This is a genomic window from Rhodococcus sp. 05-2254-5, assembly GCF_002258575.1.
Lineage (GTDB): Bacteria > Actinomycetota > Actinomycetes > Mycobacteriales > Mycobacteriaceae > Rhodococcoides > Rhodococcoides fascians.
On sequence record NZ_NOZG01000002.1, the window covers coordinates 23097 to 39603 of the forward strand.

A 16507-nucleotide genomic window follows, 5' to 3' on the forward strand; every position below is an offset into this window, starting at 1 on the left:
AGGCTTCGAGTCGTGTCCAGACGAGAAGACGGCAGAGCGGACGACGAGCTCCGCACCATCAAGATCACCCGCGGATTCACCACTCACCCGGCAGGGTCGGTGCTGGTCGAATTCGGCAACACCAGGGTGATGTGCACGGCCAGCGTCGAGGAGGGCGTACCGCGCTGGCGGAAGGGATCCGGCCTGGGCTGGCTCACCGCCGAGTACGCAATGCTTCCCGCTGCTACCCACACGCGCAACGGACGCGAGTCCGTCAAGGGCAAGGTCGGCGGACGCACTCAGGAGATCTCCCGACTGGTCGGACGCTCACTGCGCGCGTGCATCGATCTGGCAGCGATCGGCGAGAACACGATCGCCCTCGACTGCGACGTGTTGCAGGCCGACGGCGGCACCCGTACTGCTGCCGTGACCGGAGCGTTCGTGGCTCTCAGCGACGCCGTCACCTACCTACGAGCAGCCGGACGCCTGGCCGACCCGCAGCCGATCTCGTGCATGATCGCCGCGGTCAGTGTCGGCGTCGTCGACGGCCGGGTGCGTCTCGACCTTCCGTACGAAGAGGATTCGCGAGCCGAGGTCGACATGAACGTCGTTGCGACCGACACCGGAACTCTGGTGGAGATCCAGGGAACCGGCGAGGGCGCGACCTTCCCGCGCACCACCCTCGACAAGCTCCTCGACTCGGCGTTCGTCGGTATCGACAAGCTGTTCGAGGTGCAGAGGGAGGCGCTGGCGTTGCCGTACCCGGGGGATCTGCCCGAGCCTGCCACCGCAGAAACGAAGAAGAAGTTCGGTGCCTGACACCAAGCTGCTGGTAGCCAGTCGTAACGCGAAGAAGCTGCGCGAGCTGCGCCGGGTGCTCGATGCCGCCGGCCTCATGGGTATCGAGTTGGTCGGTCTCGACGAGGTGCCGCCGTTTCCCGAGGCACCCGAAACCGGAGCGACGTTCGAGGACAACGCGGCGGCCAAAGCGCGCGACGGTGCGGCGGCAACCGGGTTGCCTTGCGTCGCCGATGATTCCGGAATCGAAATCGACGCATTGAATGGAATGCCCGGTGTGCTCTCCGCGCGCTGGTCCGGAACTCACGGGCAGGACGAGGCCAACACGGCGCTCGTGCTGGCGCAGCTGAGCGATACCCCCGACGAACGACGCGGGGCGGCTTTCGTGTCGGCGTGTGCGTTGGTGGTCCCGGGCGGAGCCGAGACCGTCGTTCGCGGCGAGTGGCGCGGCGTTGTAGCGCGAGAGCCGTTGGGGGAGAACGGATTCGGATACGATCCGATCTTCGTGCCGGAGGGGGACGGCCGCAGTGCCGCGCAGTTGGCTCCGGACGAAAAGGACGCGGCCTCTCATCGCGGCCGCGCGCTGCGCAAGCTGGTTCCTGCTCTCGAAGCGTTGACAGGGCGATAGTCGTGGCGGCGCGGGCAGTGTTGACGAGAACCACGGTCGTGCTCGCTGCCGCTGCCTTGTGTTCGGTGGGAACCCCCGCTTCGGCAGCGCCGGTCGCGGGATCGTTCGCTGAGGCCTTGGTCTACTCGGTGGCCCATCCAGGTGCGACGCCGGCGGGCGCGAACGATTACTCGTGCGTTCCCAGCGCTCGACATCCCGAACCGGTCATCTTGGTACACGGGTTCCTGGAGAACTCCTACGCGAACTGGTCGTCGCTGTCACCGGCCCTGGTCGACGCCGGATACTGCGTGTTCGCACTCGACTACGGCAACACCGGGCCGGTGCCCGGGTTGGGAGCGCTGGGAACGATTCCCGAGAGTGCCGCGGAGCTGTCCACGTTCGTCGATTCCGTCCTCGAGTCGACTGGCTCATCGAGGGTGTCGATCGTGGGTCACTCGAAGGGCGGGACGGTGCCGCGCTACTACGCCCGCTTCCTCGGCGGTGATCGCACCGTCTCGCGCATAGTGGCGCTGTCTCCGCCGAACTATCCGACCGCCGGTCCGCCGGTGCAGGACGACGTGCTCGAGCGGTTGAACGAGGGCAGCGACACAGTCGCGGGGATCGATTACACGACGATCGTGACTCGATACGACCAGGTTGTCGTTCCGTACACGGCGTCGCTCCTTACCGGAGCGGGAAATACGAACGTGGTGCTGCAGGACGTGTGCCCCGGCAATGTCGTCGAGCACACAGGAATCTCGTACGATCCGCTGGCGCAGCGGCTGGTGGAGAACGCGCTGGATCCGGAGAACGCACAGCCGATCACCTGCTGACGTCAGACGCCGAAGTCGGCCTTGACCTGCTTGGTGCGTTTGTGTTCGACGTAGAACGACAGGAACGGAACAGTTCCGGCCAGCAGGGTGCCGATGGTCCGACCGGCCGGCCACCGCACCTTGATGGCAAGGTCGATCGTCAGGATCAGGTATACGAGGTAGACCCAACCGTGCACTACCGCAATCCAGTTGGGCACATTCTCGACCTTGAAAATGTACTTCGCGACCATTTCGGTCACGAGGACGAGCAACCAGATACCGGTGACGTAGGCGAGCACGCGATAGCGCAGCAACGCCGACGCAATCTTCCGAGTCTTGTTGGTGGACGCCTTGGTCTTGTCCGGTGCCGAACTCACGTGGTGCTCCTGTCGGTCCCGCGGGATTCGTTCAGCTCCGCGAGGTAGCTGTTGTACTCGAGAAGTTGCCTGGCCTCGGGGTCGTCCAGATCGCCGACGTCGGGGTCTGCCGCGCGGCGCTGGGGGAGCAGATCGAGAGGGACCTCGGTCGGTCCGTCGGGCTGCCCGGCTTCGGGCTCGTCCTGGTCCTCGTCTTCGAGGCGGACGAACTTGCGGTAGGCGTAGACGACGAACGCCGCGAACAAGGGCCACTGGAACGCGTAGCCGAGGTTCTGGCCGTTGCCGCCGACCGCCTCGAAGCGTTCCCACTGCCACCAGCCGAGACCGAGACACACCGCCGCGGATACGATCACCAGCGCAATGAGCGCGGGTCGACGCTTCGGGCGGGATGAGGTCACCACTCGACGGTACCGGAGCGACTACTACCGAAGGTAGTCACATCGGGTGGTCGGCCGGTGATTCTCACCATGGACGAGCCGGGTGCGACTCACGACCGACGACGGTTCGCCCGTGCTTCGGCAAGTTGCTCGGCACCGGGGCCGGTGATGTCGGCGAGAGCGCTGCTGCGCCCCGTCAGCACCAACGCCAGGGTGCCCGCCGATCCTTCGACGACGGGGCCCTCGCCCCGACTCCAGTCCAGATCGGTTGCGCGCCACTGCAGTCGAAGATCGGGTCCTTTGAACGGTGCCGCACCGCTTTCCGGCACCAGGAAGTCGAGCATCGTAACCATGCGGTGCTCGGGAACGTGGTGCTCGATTCCCAGCGGCCTGCACACATCGAGCCCGTGCACGATGACGTCGGACAGGGGGGCCAGCGGACCGTGGCCCGGCGGGGTGAACTTCTTGTCTGCGTGAGCTGTCAGGAGCGCGGGTAATTCGTCGCCGTACTTGCGCTTGATTCTCTGGGTCGTCATCTGATTGGCGCGGTCGAAGTTCCCTCGAGTGCGCACCATGGCGAGTCCGAACTGCCAGAGCGGGACGATCAGGGGCACCACGAGATGGGCGGCGACGTCGCGGACCGTCCAGGCGTCGCACAGCGATGGGGTGTCCCACTGTTCGGGTGTCAGGGTGTCGAAAGTGCGTGCGAGAGAGCGTCGTTCGTCGGAAGTTTCGGCGAAGATCGCGTCGTCATCGAGATCGCTGGACATACGAGCCACCTTCACACGTTGAAACCGGTAGACCTGGGAGTCTCGAGAAAAGCCGGGTCGAACGACCGTTGTGCGCGAGGGGGGACTTGAACCCCCACGTCCTGAGACACTGGAACCTAAATCCAGCGCGTCTGCCAATTCCGCCACTCGCGCGTGCCGGTGAAGTCTACAACCGATGCTGCTGTGCGTGCGACGCGGTTCTTCGAGCCACGTCGACGTCCGATTAGGCTCGCCGGGTGGTGAAGAAGGAGAACTCGTTCGATCCGGCGCGCATCCTCGAACTGCTGTGGCGGGTCGACGCGAAACCGAGCCGAACCGGCCTGAGCGTCGACGCGATCGTCGACGCGGCCATCGAGATGGCCGATGCGAACGGGTTGGAGTCGGTGTCGATGCGCAATGTGGCCGAGCATCTCGGGGTCGGTGCGATGTCGCTGTACACCCACGTGCCGGGGCGTCAAGAGTTGACGGACCTGATGATCGATCGGTCTCTGGCAGATCTGTACGCACACGTCGACGAGCCGGCATCGGTTCCCGGTGGGTGGCGGTCCGCGTTGCGATTCGTTGCCGAGCGCAATTGGGAACTCTATCAACGACATTCGTGGCTGCTCGACGCCGTCGGTGCGCGTCCGGTGCTCGGTCCGCACACCAACGACAAGTACGAGGCAGAGCTGCGCACCCTCGTCGGTACCGGGCTCGGTGACGTCGAGATCGATTCGGTGTTGACACTGGTTCTCACTCACGTCTCGGGGACCGCGAGGGCCTCGGCCGCGGTCGATCGGGTGAAGAAGCAGTCGGGGATGTCCGACGCTCAGTGGTGGGCGGCTACTGCACCCGTCATCGAGCGGGTGATGACGCGGGAGCGTTTTCCGGTGTCGTCCCGCATCGGGACGGCCGCGGCGACGTCGTACGACGCCGCCAGCGACCCCGTGCATGCCTATCGTTTCGGTGTGGAGTGCATCCTCGATGGCGTCGAGGTGATGATCTCGCAGAGGTGATGATTTCGCAGAGGTGATGATCTCGCAGAGTCAGCTCGCCGATCGGAGCGCAGCCTCGGAGTGACGCTGCGGCGGCCTGCGCAGCTTGTGCTGGTAACGCCAGAGCGCGTGCTCGAGCGAGGCGAGATCGACGTGGAGTGCGTCCGCTACGGCGTCGAGAATTACGGGGGAGCGCTCCTCGGCGATGTCGGCGGCCAGGTCTCGATGGAGTGGTTCGAGAGCGTCGGCAACGAACGCGGTCAGATGTGCGGTCGCCTTGTCGGTGCGTACGCCCAGATGCATGAGCATGCACTCCCAGGTGGTCTCGCCGAGGCCAGGGATCGCGCGGAACGCATCGAAATGTTCCTTCGTGTGCTGCTCGAAATCGGTCGAACGGCTCAACCCCGACGCGATCAGCGTCTGCGCTGCCACAGCGGCTGCCGCCGCCTTGGTTCGGCTGTTTCCTGGAACGAGCTGACGGTTGGACAGGATCTGCACGAGCTGATCCGGATCCGAAGTCAGTTCTGCAAGGGTTGTCAAGTCGTCGAGTCGGTTATCGCCGCGGTGTGACCGCCACCGTCCGATGACCGCTCGCACCCCACTGGTCGGTCCTCCGTAAGGGGCGCGCGCGGAGAAGATCGCGTCGAGTAGCGCCGCCTCGGATTCGCCGCGCCACCCCGGTGTCCAGTGCGGCGAATTCGATTGCGAGGCAAACGATTCGATGTGCGACAGCATTGCTTCGAGCTCGCCCGTCGTGCAAGTGTCCGTAACCGATGAATACATGAATTCCCCCCGGAGTTCGTCGACCGCCCTATCGGATGCGGTTCGTAGGAGAAAGCTAGACGACCCCACCGACAGGTCACCGGACGCTGACGGAGTGCTCGAGATCACATCACAAAAAGATAACGAAAAATGCGAGGGTTCCCTCATGTTTTGCCGTCGCCGTCGAGTCTCCCGCCAGGGTCGATGCGGGTTACTCGCCAGTTGGGTAAACAAAAAGTAAAGGCGCTTGCGCGGACGTACTCGCTGGTAGCACTCGGACGTCCGAGCAAACCTGAGGATTTCCTCATGATTTTGTGTCAACCTGGAGCAGCGCGAAGGAGACCTGTCGACGAAGACAGGCTCACGCTTTGCCCTGTTGCCCACGACGCACCACGGCAGTCATCACAGCGAACGCCTCGACCCCCCGAGACGTCCACGAGAGGAATCTTCAGCCTTGACGATCAACGAGAGCACACCATCACACGGACGCGGCTCGCGAAGCACAGGCAACGCAGGCAAAGCCCCTAGAAGCAGTGGCGGCTCTCGGACTCTGGCAGATCGATTCGCCGCGGGCGAGCCGTACGCCCTGGCGTTCGGTGGTCAGGGTGCGCCCTGGCTGAGTTCGCTCGAAGAGCTCGCGCGCGATTCCGCACTCGAGCCCGAACTGACCGATCTCGTCAACGAGGCCGCAGCAGTGCTGGCGCCCGTGTCCGACGAGCTGCTGGTCGTCCGCTCGGTCGGCTTCGACCCGATCGGTTGGATGCTCGAGCAGGACCTCGCCGACGACGACACCGCCGGCTCCTACGGGCCTTCCGAAGCGGCACTGACCTCGGCTGCGGTGTCTCTGCCGGGCGTCTTTCTCACTCAGGTCGCCGCGTTGCGTGCGCTGAAGCTGCAGGGCCTCGACCCCGCCCAGACCCCGCCGGTCAAGGTGGTCGGACACTCGCAGGGCCTCATTGCCGCCGAGTCCGTCGCCGCGGACGGCGCACAGGACGCCAATTTCCTGGCCATCGCTCAGTTGGTCGGCGCCGCTGCCGGACTCGTCGGACGTCGCCGCGGCATCATCGGTGCCGGTGACCGTGCGCCGATGGTCTCGGTCGGCAACGTCGAGCCCGAACGTCTGCAGGCGATCGTCGACGAGCTCGAGATACCGGGAGCACCCGAACGCTCCGCTGCTCTGGCCATCCGCAACGGTCGTCGCCGCGTCGTGCTGTCCGGCCCGCCGGCTCAGTTGGCTCGCGTGCAGGAGAAGTGCGAGCAGATCGCGGCTCGGGAAGAACGTGAGCGCGATGCCAAGAAGCGCGGCGGCGCGGTGTTCGCACCCGTCTTCGAGCAGCTCCCGGTCGAGATCGGCTTCCATCACCCCGCATTGAACGACGCCGTGGAGCTCGTCGACGCCTGGGCGCAGCGGTGCGGTCTCGACGCCGCCCTGGCCCGCGAACTGGCGCAGAAGATCCTCGTCGATTCCGTGGACTGGGTCGACGCCATCGACGGTGTCGTCGAGGCCGGCGCGGACTGGATCCTCGACCTCGGACCCGGTGACCTCCTCACCCGCATGACCACCCCGGCGCTGCGTGGACAGGGCGTCGGCATCATCGCGGCATCCTCACGCGGCGGCCACCGCAATCTGCTCACTCCCGGTGCCGCTCCCGAGGTGCAGCCGGCATGGTCGGCATTCGCGCCCAAGCCTGTGACGCTGCCCGACGGCCGTGTCGTCGTGGAAACCTCCTTCACCAAGATGACCGGACGTTCGCCGATCCTGCTCGCCGGCATGACGCCGACGACGGTCGACGCGAAGATCGTCGCGGCCGCAGCCAACGCAGGCCACTGGGCCGAGCTCGCCGGTGGCGGACAGGTCACCGAGGACATCTTCACCGACCGCGTCGCCGAGCTTTCCACGTTGCTCGAGCCCGGCCGTGCCATCCAGTTCAACTCGCTCTTCCTCGACCCGTACCTGTGGAAGCTGCAGCTCGGCGGTCGCCGCATCGTGCAGCGGGCCCGTGCAGCGGGTGCGGCCATCGACGGCGTCGTCGTCACGGCAGGCATCCCCGAACTGGACGAGGCAGTGGCTCTCATCGAAGAGCTCTCCGAGGCCGGAATCAGCTACGTCTCGTTCAAGCCGGGTACCGTCGCGCAGATCCGCGCAGTGATCCGCATCGCCAACGAGGTTCCGTCCTACCAGGTCAACGTCCATATCGAGGGTGGCCGCGCAGGCGGGCACCACTCGTGGGAAGACCTCGACGACCTGCTGCTGACCACCTACGCCGAGCTCCGCTCGCGCCCCAACCTGGTGATCTGCGTCGGCGGCGGTATCGGAACACCCGAGCGGGCCGCTGACTACCTCACCGGAACCTGGTCTGCCGTGCACGGATACCCGAAGATGCCTCTGGACGGCATCCTCGTCGGTACCGCTGCGATGGCCACTCTGGAAGCCACAACGGCTCCCGAGGTCAAGCAGCTTCTCGTCGACACTCCGGGAACTCCCGACTGGGTCGGTGCCGGAACCGCCAACGGCGGAATGGCGTCGGGCCGCAGCCAGCTCGGTGCCGACATTCACGAGATCGACAATGCGGCATCACGTTGCGGTCGGCTGCTCGACGAGGTCGCCGGCAACGCCGACGCCGTTGCCGAGCGCCGCGACGAGATCATCGCCGCACTCGACGGCACCGCCAAGCCGTTCTTCGGCGACGTCGCCGAGATGACCTACCAGCAGTGGCTGAGCCGCTACCTGGACCTGGCCATCGGAACGGACTCACGCAGCGAATTCGACTGCGGTGGCGAGTTCACCGATGCGGTGTCCGAGGCCCGTGAATCGGTGTGGCTCGATGTCACCTGGCGCACCCGCTTCCTCGAAATGCTGCAGCGCGCCGAGGCACGTCTGCACCCGGTCGATCGCGGACCCATCCCCACCCTGTTCGCCGACGCCGAGGTACTCGAGCGTCCCCGCGCAGCACTGAAGTCGCTGCTCGCTCAGTTCCCCGACGCCGGTGACGTGATTCTGCACCCGGCCGACATCACCTTCTTCACCTCGCTGTGCCGCATGCCCGGCAAGCCGGTCAACTTCGTTCCCGTCGTCGACGGTGACGTGCGCCGCTGGTGGCGCAGTGACTCGCTGTGGCAGGCACACGACGCTCGCTACTCCGCCGATCAGGTCTGCATCATCCCCGGAACCGTTGCCGTCGCAGGTATCACTCGCGTCGACGAGCCGGTGGGCGAACTGCTGAACCGCTTCGAGAAGGCCACCGCGGACCAGCTTCTCGCCGAGGGTGTCGAGCCGGCGGCCATCGCCAGCCGACGCCACGCCGAGATCGCACCGGGACTGCTGGGCATCGTGCTGGCAGCTCCCGACGTCACGTGGGCCTCGCGCATGACGCAGAACCCCGTTGCACGCCTGGGAGATCCGGCCGACTGGACCGTCGACTCCGATACGGTCGCCTCGCATCCGCAGACCGGCTCCACGTTGACCGTGCTCGACTCCGAGCACGTCGAACTGCTGGTCCCGCTCGCTCCGGGCAAGGAAGTACGGATCCGTCTGACGGTGCCCGCCTCCACCATCGACGGCGGCGCTCCCGTCGTCACCGCACAGGATGCTCAGCAGGCCATGTCGGCGCTGCTCGGAGTTGCGGCCGGACAGGAGCTTCCGACGGTCAAGAACGGTGTCGCGCGGCTGAACATCGCCTGGATCCCCGATCTGATCGCCGACCACGCCGGCGTCACCGGATCCGGACTGCCCGACACACTGACCGTCAGCGGCAAGGCCGTTCCCGACGTTCTCGTCGGTGCCTGCTGGCCCGCCGTCTTCGCCGTCCTCGGTGCGACCCGTAACGCCGAGGGCATCGACGTCATCGAGGGCATGCTCGACCTGGTGCACCTCGATCACAGCGTCAACCTCGTCGGTGAATTGCCGATCGACACGTCGATTCTCGTGGTCAAGGCCGCTGCAGGAGAGGTGCTCGACACCGATCTCGGTCGCGTCGTCGAGGTCACCGTCGAAATCGGTGCCATGCTCGGTGAGGGGCTCGACGCCCCGGCCGTCGCAACTCTGGTGGAGCGCTTCGCCATTCGTGGACGCACCGGCAAGGGCGAGTTGGTGGATCCGGCTCGCGCCGGCGGTTCGCTGAGCGCCGACGCCAAGGACACCCCGCGCCGTCGCCGTCGCCAGGCCACCATCGTGGCCCCGCGCAACATGGCCGCATTCGCGCAGGTCTCGGGCGATCACAACCCGATTCACACCTCGGATGCCGCGGCGTTGCTCGCCGGCCTCGGTAGCCCGATCGTGCACGGCATGTGGCTTTCGGCTGCGGCGCAGCAAACCGTCACTGCAGTCGACCACGAGGACACCAAGACTCCTCCGCGTCGTCTGACTGCCTGGACTGCTCGTTTCCTCGGGATGGTCCGTCCCGGAGCGGAGATCGACGTTCGCGTCGACCGCACCGGATTCGACCAGGGTGCCGAACTGGTCGAGGTGTCCTGCCGAGTCGGCGGTGAACTGGTCATGGTCGCCACCGCACGCACCGCCGCGCCGAAGACCGTCTACGCGTTCCCCGGCCAGGGCATCCAGCGCCCGGGTATGGGACTGGACGCACGCGCTCGCTCCAAGGCCGCGCGTGAGATCTGGGAGCGTGCCGACAAGCACACGCGCAGCGCGCTCGGCTTCTCGATTCTCGCTGTCGTGCGCGACAATCCGACGTCACTCAAGGCCCGCGGGGTCACGCACAAGCATCCCGACGGTGTGCTGCACCTGACGCAGTTCACCCAGGTCGCGATGGCCGTTCTCGGTGTCGCACAGGTTGCCGAGCTGCGTGAATCCGGTGCGTTCGTGGAGAATTCGATTCTCGCCGGCCACTCGGTGGGTGAGTACAACGCGCTGGCCGCCGTTGCCGGTGTGCTCCCGCTCGAGGCTGTTCTCGAGGTCGTCTTCCAGCGCGGCTCGGCCATGCACGCACTCGTTCCCCGTGACGAGAACGGCCGCAGTGACTACCGCATGGCTGCCATCCGCCCGTCCCAGATCGGCCTGGCCGACGAGGACGTGCAGGGCTTCGTCGCCGGTGTCGCAGAAGAGTCCGGTGAGTTCCTCGAGATCGTCAACCTCAACTTGCGTGGCTCGCAGTACGCCATCGCGGGCACCGTTGCCGGCCTCGGTGAGCTCGAGAAGAAGATTGCCATCCGCCGGGCAGAGTTCGGCGGCAAGGCGGCCTACATCATGGTTCCGGGCATCGACGTGCCGTTCCACTCGACGGTTCTGCGCGGGGGAGTCGACGACTTCCGTAGCCGCCTCGAGACCCTGCTGCCCGAGCAGCTCGATCCCGCGATCCTGGTCGGTCGCTACATTCCGAACCTGGTGCCCAAGCCGTTCTCGCTCGACCGGGCCTTCGTTCAGGAGATCGCCGACCTCGTACCGTCCGAGCCGCTGAACACCGTTCTCGCAGAGTTCGATTCGTGGGCCGCACGGCCGAGCGATCTGTGCCGCGTGATTCTGACCGAATTGCTCGCATGGCAGTTCGCCAGCCCGGTCCGGTGGATCGAGACTCAGGATCTGCTCTTCGCAGACGAGTCCGACGGCGGTATGGGCGTCGAGCGCTTCGTCGAGATCGGGCTCGGTGCAACACCGACCGTGGCCAACCTCGCGTCGCAGACTCTCAAGCTGCCCGGCCGCTTCGGCCACCCGGTCGAGGTGCTGAACCTCGAGCGCGAAGCCGCGATTGTCTACGGCACCGATACCGACCCGGCTCCGGCCGACGAGGACGAGGCGACTCCCGCTCCCGAGGCCGCTGCTCCTGCAGCCGCGGCCGCTCCGGCTGCAGCACCCGCTCCAGCCGCTGCACCGTCGGGTGGACCTCGTCCCGACGACATCGCGTTCGTCGCCGCCGATGCGACCAAGATCCTCATCGGACTGTGGACCAAACTGCAGCTCGATCAGATCGGGCCCGCCGACACCATCGAGGCGCTGTGCGACGGCGTGTCCTCACGTCGTAACCAGCTGCTCGTCGACCTCGGTTCCGAGCTCTCGCTCGGTGCCATCGACGGCGCAGCAGATGCCGACATGGGCGCGCTCTCGGGCACGGTCAACAAGCTGGCTCGTACCTACAAGCCGTTCGGCCCGGTGCTCAGCGACTCGATCAACGACCATCTCCGCAAGGTCTTCGGCCCCTCGGGACGACGCCCGGCGTCCATCGCCGACCGCGTCAAGAAGACCTGGGAACTGGGCGACGGCTGGGCGCACCACGTCACCGCCGAGGTCGCTCTCGGTACCCGTGACGGTGCCTCGGTTCGTGGTGGCGCACTCGGTGGCCTGGCCGACGGCGCTCTCGCCGACGGCACTGCCGTCGACAACGTCATCGACGCCGCGGTTGCGTCGGTTGCCGCTCGTCGCGGAATCGCAGTGTCCATGCCGCAGGCAGGTGGCGGAGCCGGCGGAACCGTCGACGCTGCTGCTCTGGGCGAGTTCACCGAGCACATCACCGGTCGCGACGGCGTTCTCGCCTCCGCAGCCCGGTTGGTGCTCGAACAGCTCGGCCTGGCGGACGCACCCAACGCGCTGCTGGCCGAGAACCCCGATGCTGCTCTGGTGGAGCTGGTTTCGGCCGAGCTCGGCTCCGACTGGCCTCGCCTCGTCGCCCCCGCGTTCGACGCCAAGCGCGCCGTGCTGATCGACGACCGGTGGGCCACCGCCCGTGAGGATCTGGCTCGGTTGTGGCTCGGTACCGCGGGTGATGTCGCTGTCGAGTCCTTCGCCGGCGCAGGCAATGCCGTTGCAGCACAGGCTCAGTGGTGGAAGGCGAAGGCCGACTACGAGAACAAGGCCGTGCTCGCCGAGACCTTCGGACGCATCGCAGACATCGCGGTCGCATCCGAGGACAAGGGGCAGTGGGCCGACGACGTCGCAGTCGTCACCGGTGGCAGCAAGGGATCCATCGCCGCGGCCGTGACCGCTCAGTTGTTGGCCGGGGGAGCGACGGTCTTCGTCACCACCTCCAGGCTCGACGACGAGCGCCTGGGCTTCTACCGCTCGCTCTACCGCGACAACGCTCGCAACGGAGCGTCGCTGTGGGTGGTTCCGGCCAACATCGCGTCGTACACCGACGTCGATGCCCTCATCGAGTGGATCGGCAGTGACTACATCGACACTGCCGGTGGCGCAAAGACGTTGGTCAAGGCAGCTGCCACTCCGACGATGCTGTTCCCGTTCGCCGCACCCCGGGTCATGGGCGAGATGTCCGACGCCGGAGCTCGCGCCGAGATGGAAATGCGCGTGCTGCTCTGGTCGGTCGAGCGTCTGATCACCGGACTGTCGAAGGTCGGCTACGACAACGACATCGACACTCATCTGCACGTGGTGCTACCAGGATCGCCGAACCGTGGAATGTTCGGTGGCGACGGTGCCTACGGTGAGTCGAAGGCCGCACTCGATGCAGTCGTCGCGAAGTGGGGCTCGGAGAAGAACTGGGCCGAGCGGGTGTCCATCGCGCACGCTCACATCGGGTGGGTTCGCGGAACCGGCTTGATGGGCGGCAACGATCCCATCGTCGAGGCGGTCGAAGCCGAAGGTGTCCGTACCTGGTCGACCGAGGAGATGGCGACCGAGCTGCTGCGGCTGTGCACCTTCGACGCACGTCGTCGGGCCGCGCAGGAGCCCATCGTCGCCGATCTGACGGGTGGCTTGGCCAACACCAAGCTCAACCTCGTCGAGCTTGCTCGCGACGCGGCCGCTGCTGCGGCCGAGAAGACCGAAGAGGCCGTGGACAGTTCGGTCATCGCCGCACTGCCCGCACCTCCGCGGCTCGCCCCGACCACTGCTCCGGCGTGGCCCGCCCTCGATGTCGATCCGAAGGACCTGATCGTCATCGTCGGTGCAGGTGAGCTCGGACCTTACGGTTCGGCGCGTACTCGCTTCGAGATGGAGGTCGACGAGCAGCTCTCTGCCGCAGGCGTTCTCGAACTCGCGTGGAACACCGGCCTGATTGCCTGGGAGAACGATCCCAAGCCGGGCTGGTACGACATCGAGTCCGGTGACCTCGTTCCCGAGGAGGACATCGCCGACAAGTACCACGACATCGTGGTCGAGAAGTGCGGTATCCGCACGTACGGCGACGACGGCGCAATGGTCGGTAACACCGCTCCGCTGATGACCTCGATCTTCCTCGACAACGACCTCACGTTCGTCGTCGGAACCGAGATCGACGCACGGTCGTTCGCGGCTGCCGATCCCGAGCACACGCTGATCACACCGGTTCCCGATTCGAGCGACTGGCAGGTCACTCGCAAGGCGGGCACCGAGATTCGCGTTCCGCGCAAGATGAAGCTCACCCGTACCGTGGGTGGTCAGATTCCGACCGGATTCGATCCCACCAAGTGGGGCATCTCGCCCGACATGGCGAGTTCGGTGGATCGTGTTGCCCTGTGGAACATCGTCACCACGGTCGACGCCTTCATCTCCTCGGGCTTCAACCCGTCGGAACTGATGCGCTGGGTGCACCCGACGCTGGTCGCCAACACTCAGGGCACCGGCATGGGCGGCATGGAGTCCATGCGCTCGCTGTACATCGACACCCTGCTCGGCGATGCCCGTGCGAACGACATCCTGCAGGAGGCTCTGCCGAACGTCGTTGCTGCACACGTGGTTCAGTCGTACATCGGTAGCTACGGCGCGATGGTTCACCCCGTCGCCGCCTGCGCCACCGCGGCCGTCTCGGTCGAGGAGGGCGTCGACAAGATCAAGCTGGGCAAGGCGCAGCTCGTGGTCGCCGGCGGATTCGACGACCTGAGCACCGAAGGCATCATCGGCTTCGGCGACATGTCGGCCACGGCGGACTCGGCAGCGATGTCCGCCAAGGGAATCAGCGATCGACGCTTCTCCCGGGCAAACGACCGCAGGCGCGGAGGATTCGTCGAATCGCACGGCGGCGGAACGATTCTGCTCGCTCGCGGCGATCTGGCACTCGAGATGGGCCTGCCCGTCCTCGGAGTGGTGGCCTACGCACAGTCGTACGGCGACGGAGTGCACACGTCGATCCCGGCTCCGGGACTCGGCGCACTCAGCGCCGGTCGCGGCGGCAGAGATTCGGCACTGGCGCTCTCGCTCAACGCACTCGGCGTCAGCGCAGACGACGTGGCCGTGATCTCCAAGCACGACACGTCCACCGCAGCCAACGACCCGAACGAGGCCGAGTTGCACACGCGCCTCGCCAAGGCCATCGGCCGCTCGGACGGCGCTCCGCTGTTCGTCGTCTCGCAGAAGTCCCTCACCGGGCACTCGAAGGGCGGAGCGGCTGCCTGGCAGCTCATCGGCCTGTGCCAGGTGCTGGCCAACGGCGTCATCCCGCCGAACCGCAGCCTCGACTGCGTCGACGACAAGATGACCGGTTTCGAGCACTTGGTGTGGGCTCGCGAGCCGCTGCGCTTCGGTGACTCGGTTCCGCTGAAGGCGGGTCTGCTCACCTCGCTCGGCTTCGGGCACGTGTCCGGACTCATCGCGTTGGTGCACCCGCAAGCATTCCTCGAGGCCGTTCCGGCCGAGCGGCGTGCGGAGTACATCGCGAAGGCGAACGAGCGTCGTATCGCCGGTCAGCGCAGGCTGATCTCCGCGATGGTGGGTGGCGACTCCCTCTACGAGCGGCCCGACGATCGACGACTGGGACATGACGGGACGCCGGCCAAGGCGTCACGCGAACTGGAGGCCAACGTGTTGCTCAACGAGTCCGCTCGCCTCGGCGAGGACGACGTCTACTCCTCCGGTCTGCCGGGTGCCATCTGATGGCAATCCTGGGAGTGGGTTTCGACCTGGTGACGGTGTCCGACTTCGCCGAGCAGATGGAAAAGGTCGGCACGACGATGATTCGCGACAGCTTCACCGCGGGTGAACGTCGGCACGCGGCGACCAAGAGCTCCGACCCGACGCGGCACTACGCGGCACGGTGGGCAGCCAAGGAAGCAGTCTTGAAAGCTTGGGCGACATCACGTTTCGCACGCCCGCCGCAGATCGGCGACAATCCGTACCCGTTGATCGAGGTCGTCAACGATGCGTGGGGTCGACCGTCCATCAAGCTGCACGGCATGGCACAGGAGTTTCTGCCGACGGTCAAGATTCACCTGTCGCTGACGCACGACGGCGATATCGCCGCCGCGGTGGCGATCCTGGAGGAGTAACTCCGCGCTGAACGACGACGAAGGCCCGTCCGATCCACGAGATCGGGCGGGCCTTTCGTGTGGGTGAAGCGGGCGGGTCAGGCTTCGTCGGTTGTGACCGACCCACCCGAGCGCCTGCTCTCCTTCTCTGCGACGAGCAGATACGCCATCATGATTCGCTTGAGTTCGGCCACGGCATCTTCGTGGCTCTGGCCGTCCTGCACCGAGAAGTTCAGCATCGAGTAGACGATGTGTACCAACACCTGGGCCATCAGATTGCGACGGTGCCGCGGCGTGCGCGGCGTCAACGGTCCGAGCATGCGTGAGACCTGATCGGCGAACTCGCGCTCGTGAATAACCCCGGTGGCGCGGGTGGACGGAGTCGACTGCATCGCGAGCCATACTTCGCGGCGCGACGGGTCCGTCATCCACATGCCGGCCATGTGGTCGACGAAATTGTTCAGGAACCGCACCCAGTCCAGGGACGGGACCTCGCCGTCGAACTCTGCCAATTCCTGCTGGACTCCCACGAGGTCCTGACGATTGAGTTCGCAGACGATGACGTACTTGTTGGCGAAGAACTGGTACAGCGTGCCGATCGGGAGCTCTGCGCGTGACGCGACTTCTTCACACGTGAACGACTCGAAGCCCACGTCGCTGAGCAGTTCACGCGACGCCTGGAGCAACGCGTCGAATTTGCGTTGGCTGCGTTCCTGCGTGGGACGGCGCCTCGGCATCAGCTCCTGAGTCTGCGCCGTCGACTCGAGCGCGGCGTCGAGACGGCGCGAGGACTGGGCATGAGCAGAGGATTCCACCCGGTCAGGCTATCCGTCGCGGGTGCACGGTATCCACTTCTGTCGTGCGGGTCGCATCGCCCACTCCGGATTCGGTCGTTCTTGTGGGGGACCGCTGTGTGCGTCGACAGC

Annotated in this window: 11 protein-coding genes and 1 tRNA gene; 6 read left to right on the forward strand and 6 right to left on the reverse strand. The window is 66.1% G+C overall.

Annotated features, from left to right (window positions below; translation table 11 throughout):
- The first annotated feature begins 12 nt into the window (after positions 1 to 12).
- From rph to CH278_RS01115, 3 genes are read left to right on the forward strand one after another with little or no spacing between them, the layout of a single operon-like run.
- A complete protein-coding gene (gene rph, locus CH278_RS01105) occupies positions 13 to 798 on the forward strand; it encodes a ribonuclease PH (RefSeq protein WP_027497665.1) in 786 nt (261 codons plus the stop codon).
- Positions 791 to 1405: an RdgB/HAM1 family non-canonical purine NTP pyrophosphatase gene (gene rdgB / locus CH278_RS01110; RefSeq protein ID WP_032368388.1), complete on the forward strand. Its 615-nt coding sequence runs from the start codon at positions 791 to 793 to the stop codon at positions 1403 to 1405. The genes rph and rdgB overlap by 8 nt, the downstream gene beginning before the upstream one ends.
- Before the next feature lie 2 nt (positions 1406 to 1407).
- On the forward strand, positions 1408 to 2217 hold the full coding sequence (locus CH278_RS01115; protein ID WP_032368387.1) for an esterase/lipase family protein: 810 nt from the start codon (positions 1408 to 1410) through the stop codon (positions 2215 to 2217).
- Positions 2218 to 2219: 2 nt separating this feature from the next.
- Here the strand turns inward: CH278_RS01115 and CH278_RS01120 are convergent, their stop codons facing one another.
- The 4 genes from CH278_RS01120 to CH278_RS01135 all read right to left on the reverse strand — a co-directional run bounded on the left by CH278_RS01120 (position 2220) and on the right by CH278_RS01135 (position 3873).
- Positions 2220 to 2573, reverse strand: a complete 354-nt coding sequence (locus tag CH278_RS01120; RefSeq protein WP_027497662.1) for a DUF3817 domain-containing protein — start codon at positions 2571 to 2573, stop codon at positions 2220 to 2222.
- Entirely contained in the window at positions 2570 to 2971 is a 402-nt protein-coding gene (locus CH278_RS01125; protein WP_094621189.1) for a transcriptional regulator, read from the reverse strand. The genes CH278_RS01120 and CH278_RS01125 overlap by 4 nt, the downstream gene beginning before the upstream one ends.
- A gap of 89 nt (positions 2972 to 3060) precedes the next feature.
- The gene (locus CH278_RS01130) at positions 3061 to 3720 is read right to left on the reverse strand and encodes a maleylpyruvate isomerase family mycothiol-dependent enzyme (protein ID WP_094621190.1); all 660 of its coding nucleotides are present in this window, start codon (positions 3718 to 3720) and stop codon (positions 3061 to 3063) included.
- A 71-nt stretch (positions 3721 to 3791) separates the two neighbouring features.
- Positions 3792 to 3873, reverse strand: a tRNA-Leu gene (locus CH278_RS01135).
- An 83-nt stretch (positions 3874 to 3956) separates the two neighbouring features.
- On the opposite strand from CH278_RS01135, the gene CH278_RS01140 reads away from it, so the two are divergent.
- Entirely contained in the window at positions 3957 to 4715 is a 759-nt protein-coding gene (locus CH278_RS01140) for a TetR/AcrR family transcriptional regulator (RefSeq protein WP_032390895.1), read from the forward strand.
- 30 nt (positions 4716 to 4745) lie between these two features.
- Here the strand turns inward: CH278_RS01140 and CH278_RS01145 are convergent, their stop codons facing one another.
- On the reverse strand, positions 4746 to 5429 hold the full coding sequence (locus CH278_RS01145; protein WP_052074110.1) for a hypothetical protein: 684 nt from the start codon (positions 5427 to 5429) through the stop codon (positions 4746 to 4748).
- A gap of 481 nt (positions 5430 to 5910) precedes the next feature.
- Here CH278_RS01145 and CH278_RS01150 point away from each other — a divergent pair, with 481 nt between their 5' ends.
- Both CH278_RS01150 and acpS read left to right on the forward strand, forming a co-directional pair.
- Positions 5911 to 15210 carry a type I polyketide synthase gene (locus tag CH278_RS01150; protein ID WP_094620988.1) on the forward strand — a complete coding sequence of 3100 codons (9300 nt, stop codon included), beginning with the start codon at positions 5911 to 5913 and terminating at the stop codon, positions 15208 to 15210.
- Positions 15210 to 15602, forward strand: a complete 393-nt coding sequence (acpS, locus tag CH278_RS01155) for a holo-ACP synthase AcpS (RefSeq protein ID WP_008715184.1) — start codon at positions 15210 to 15212, stop codon at positions 15600 to 15602. The genes CH278_RS01150 and acpS overlap by 1 nt, the downstream gene beginning before the upstream one ends.
- Positions 15603 to 15679: 77 nt before the next feature.
- Here the strand turns inward: acpS and CH278_RS01160 are convergent, their stop codons facing one another.
- The gene (locus CH278_RS01160; RefSeq protein WP_080966258.1) at positions 15680 to 16318 is read right to left on the reverse strand and encodes a TetR/AcrR family transcriptional regulator; all 639 of its coding nucleotides are present in this window, start codon (positions 16316 to 16318) and stop codon (positions 15680 to 15682) included.
- Positions 16319 to 16507: the final 189 nt, after the last annotated feature.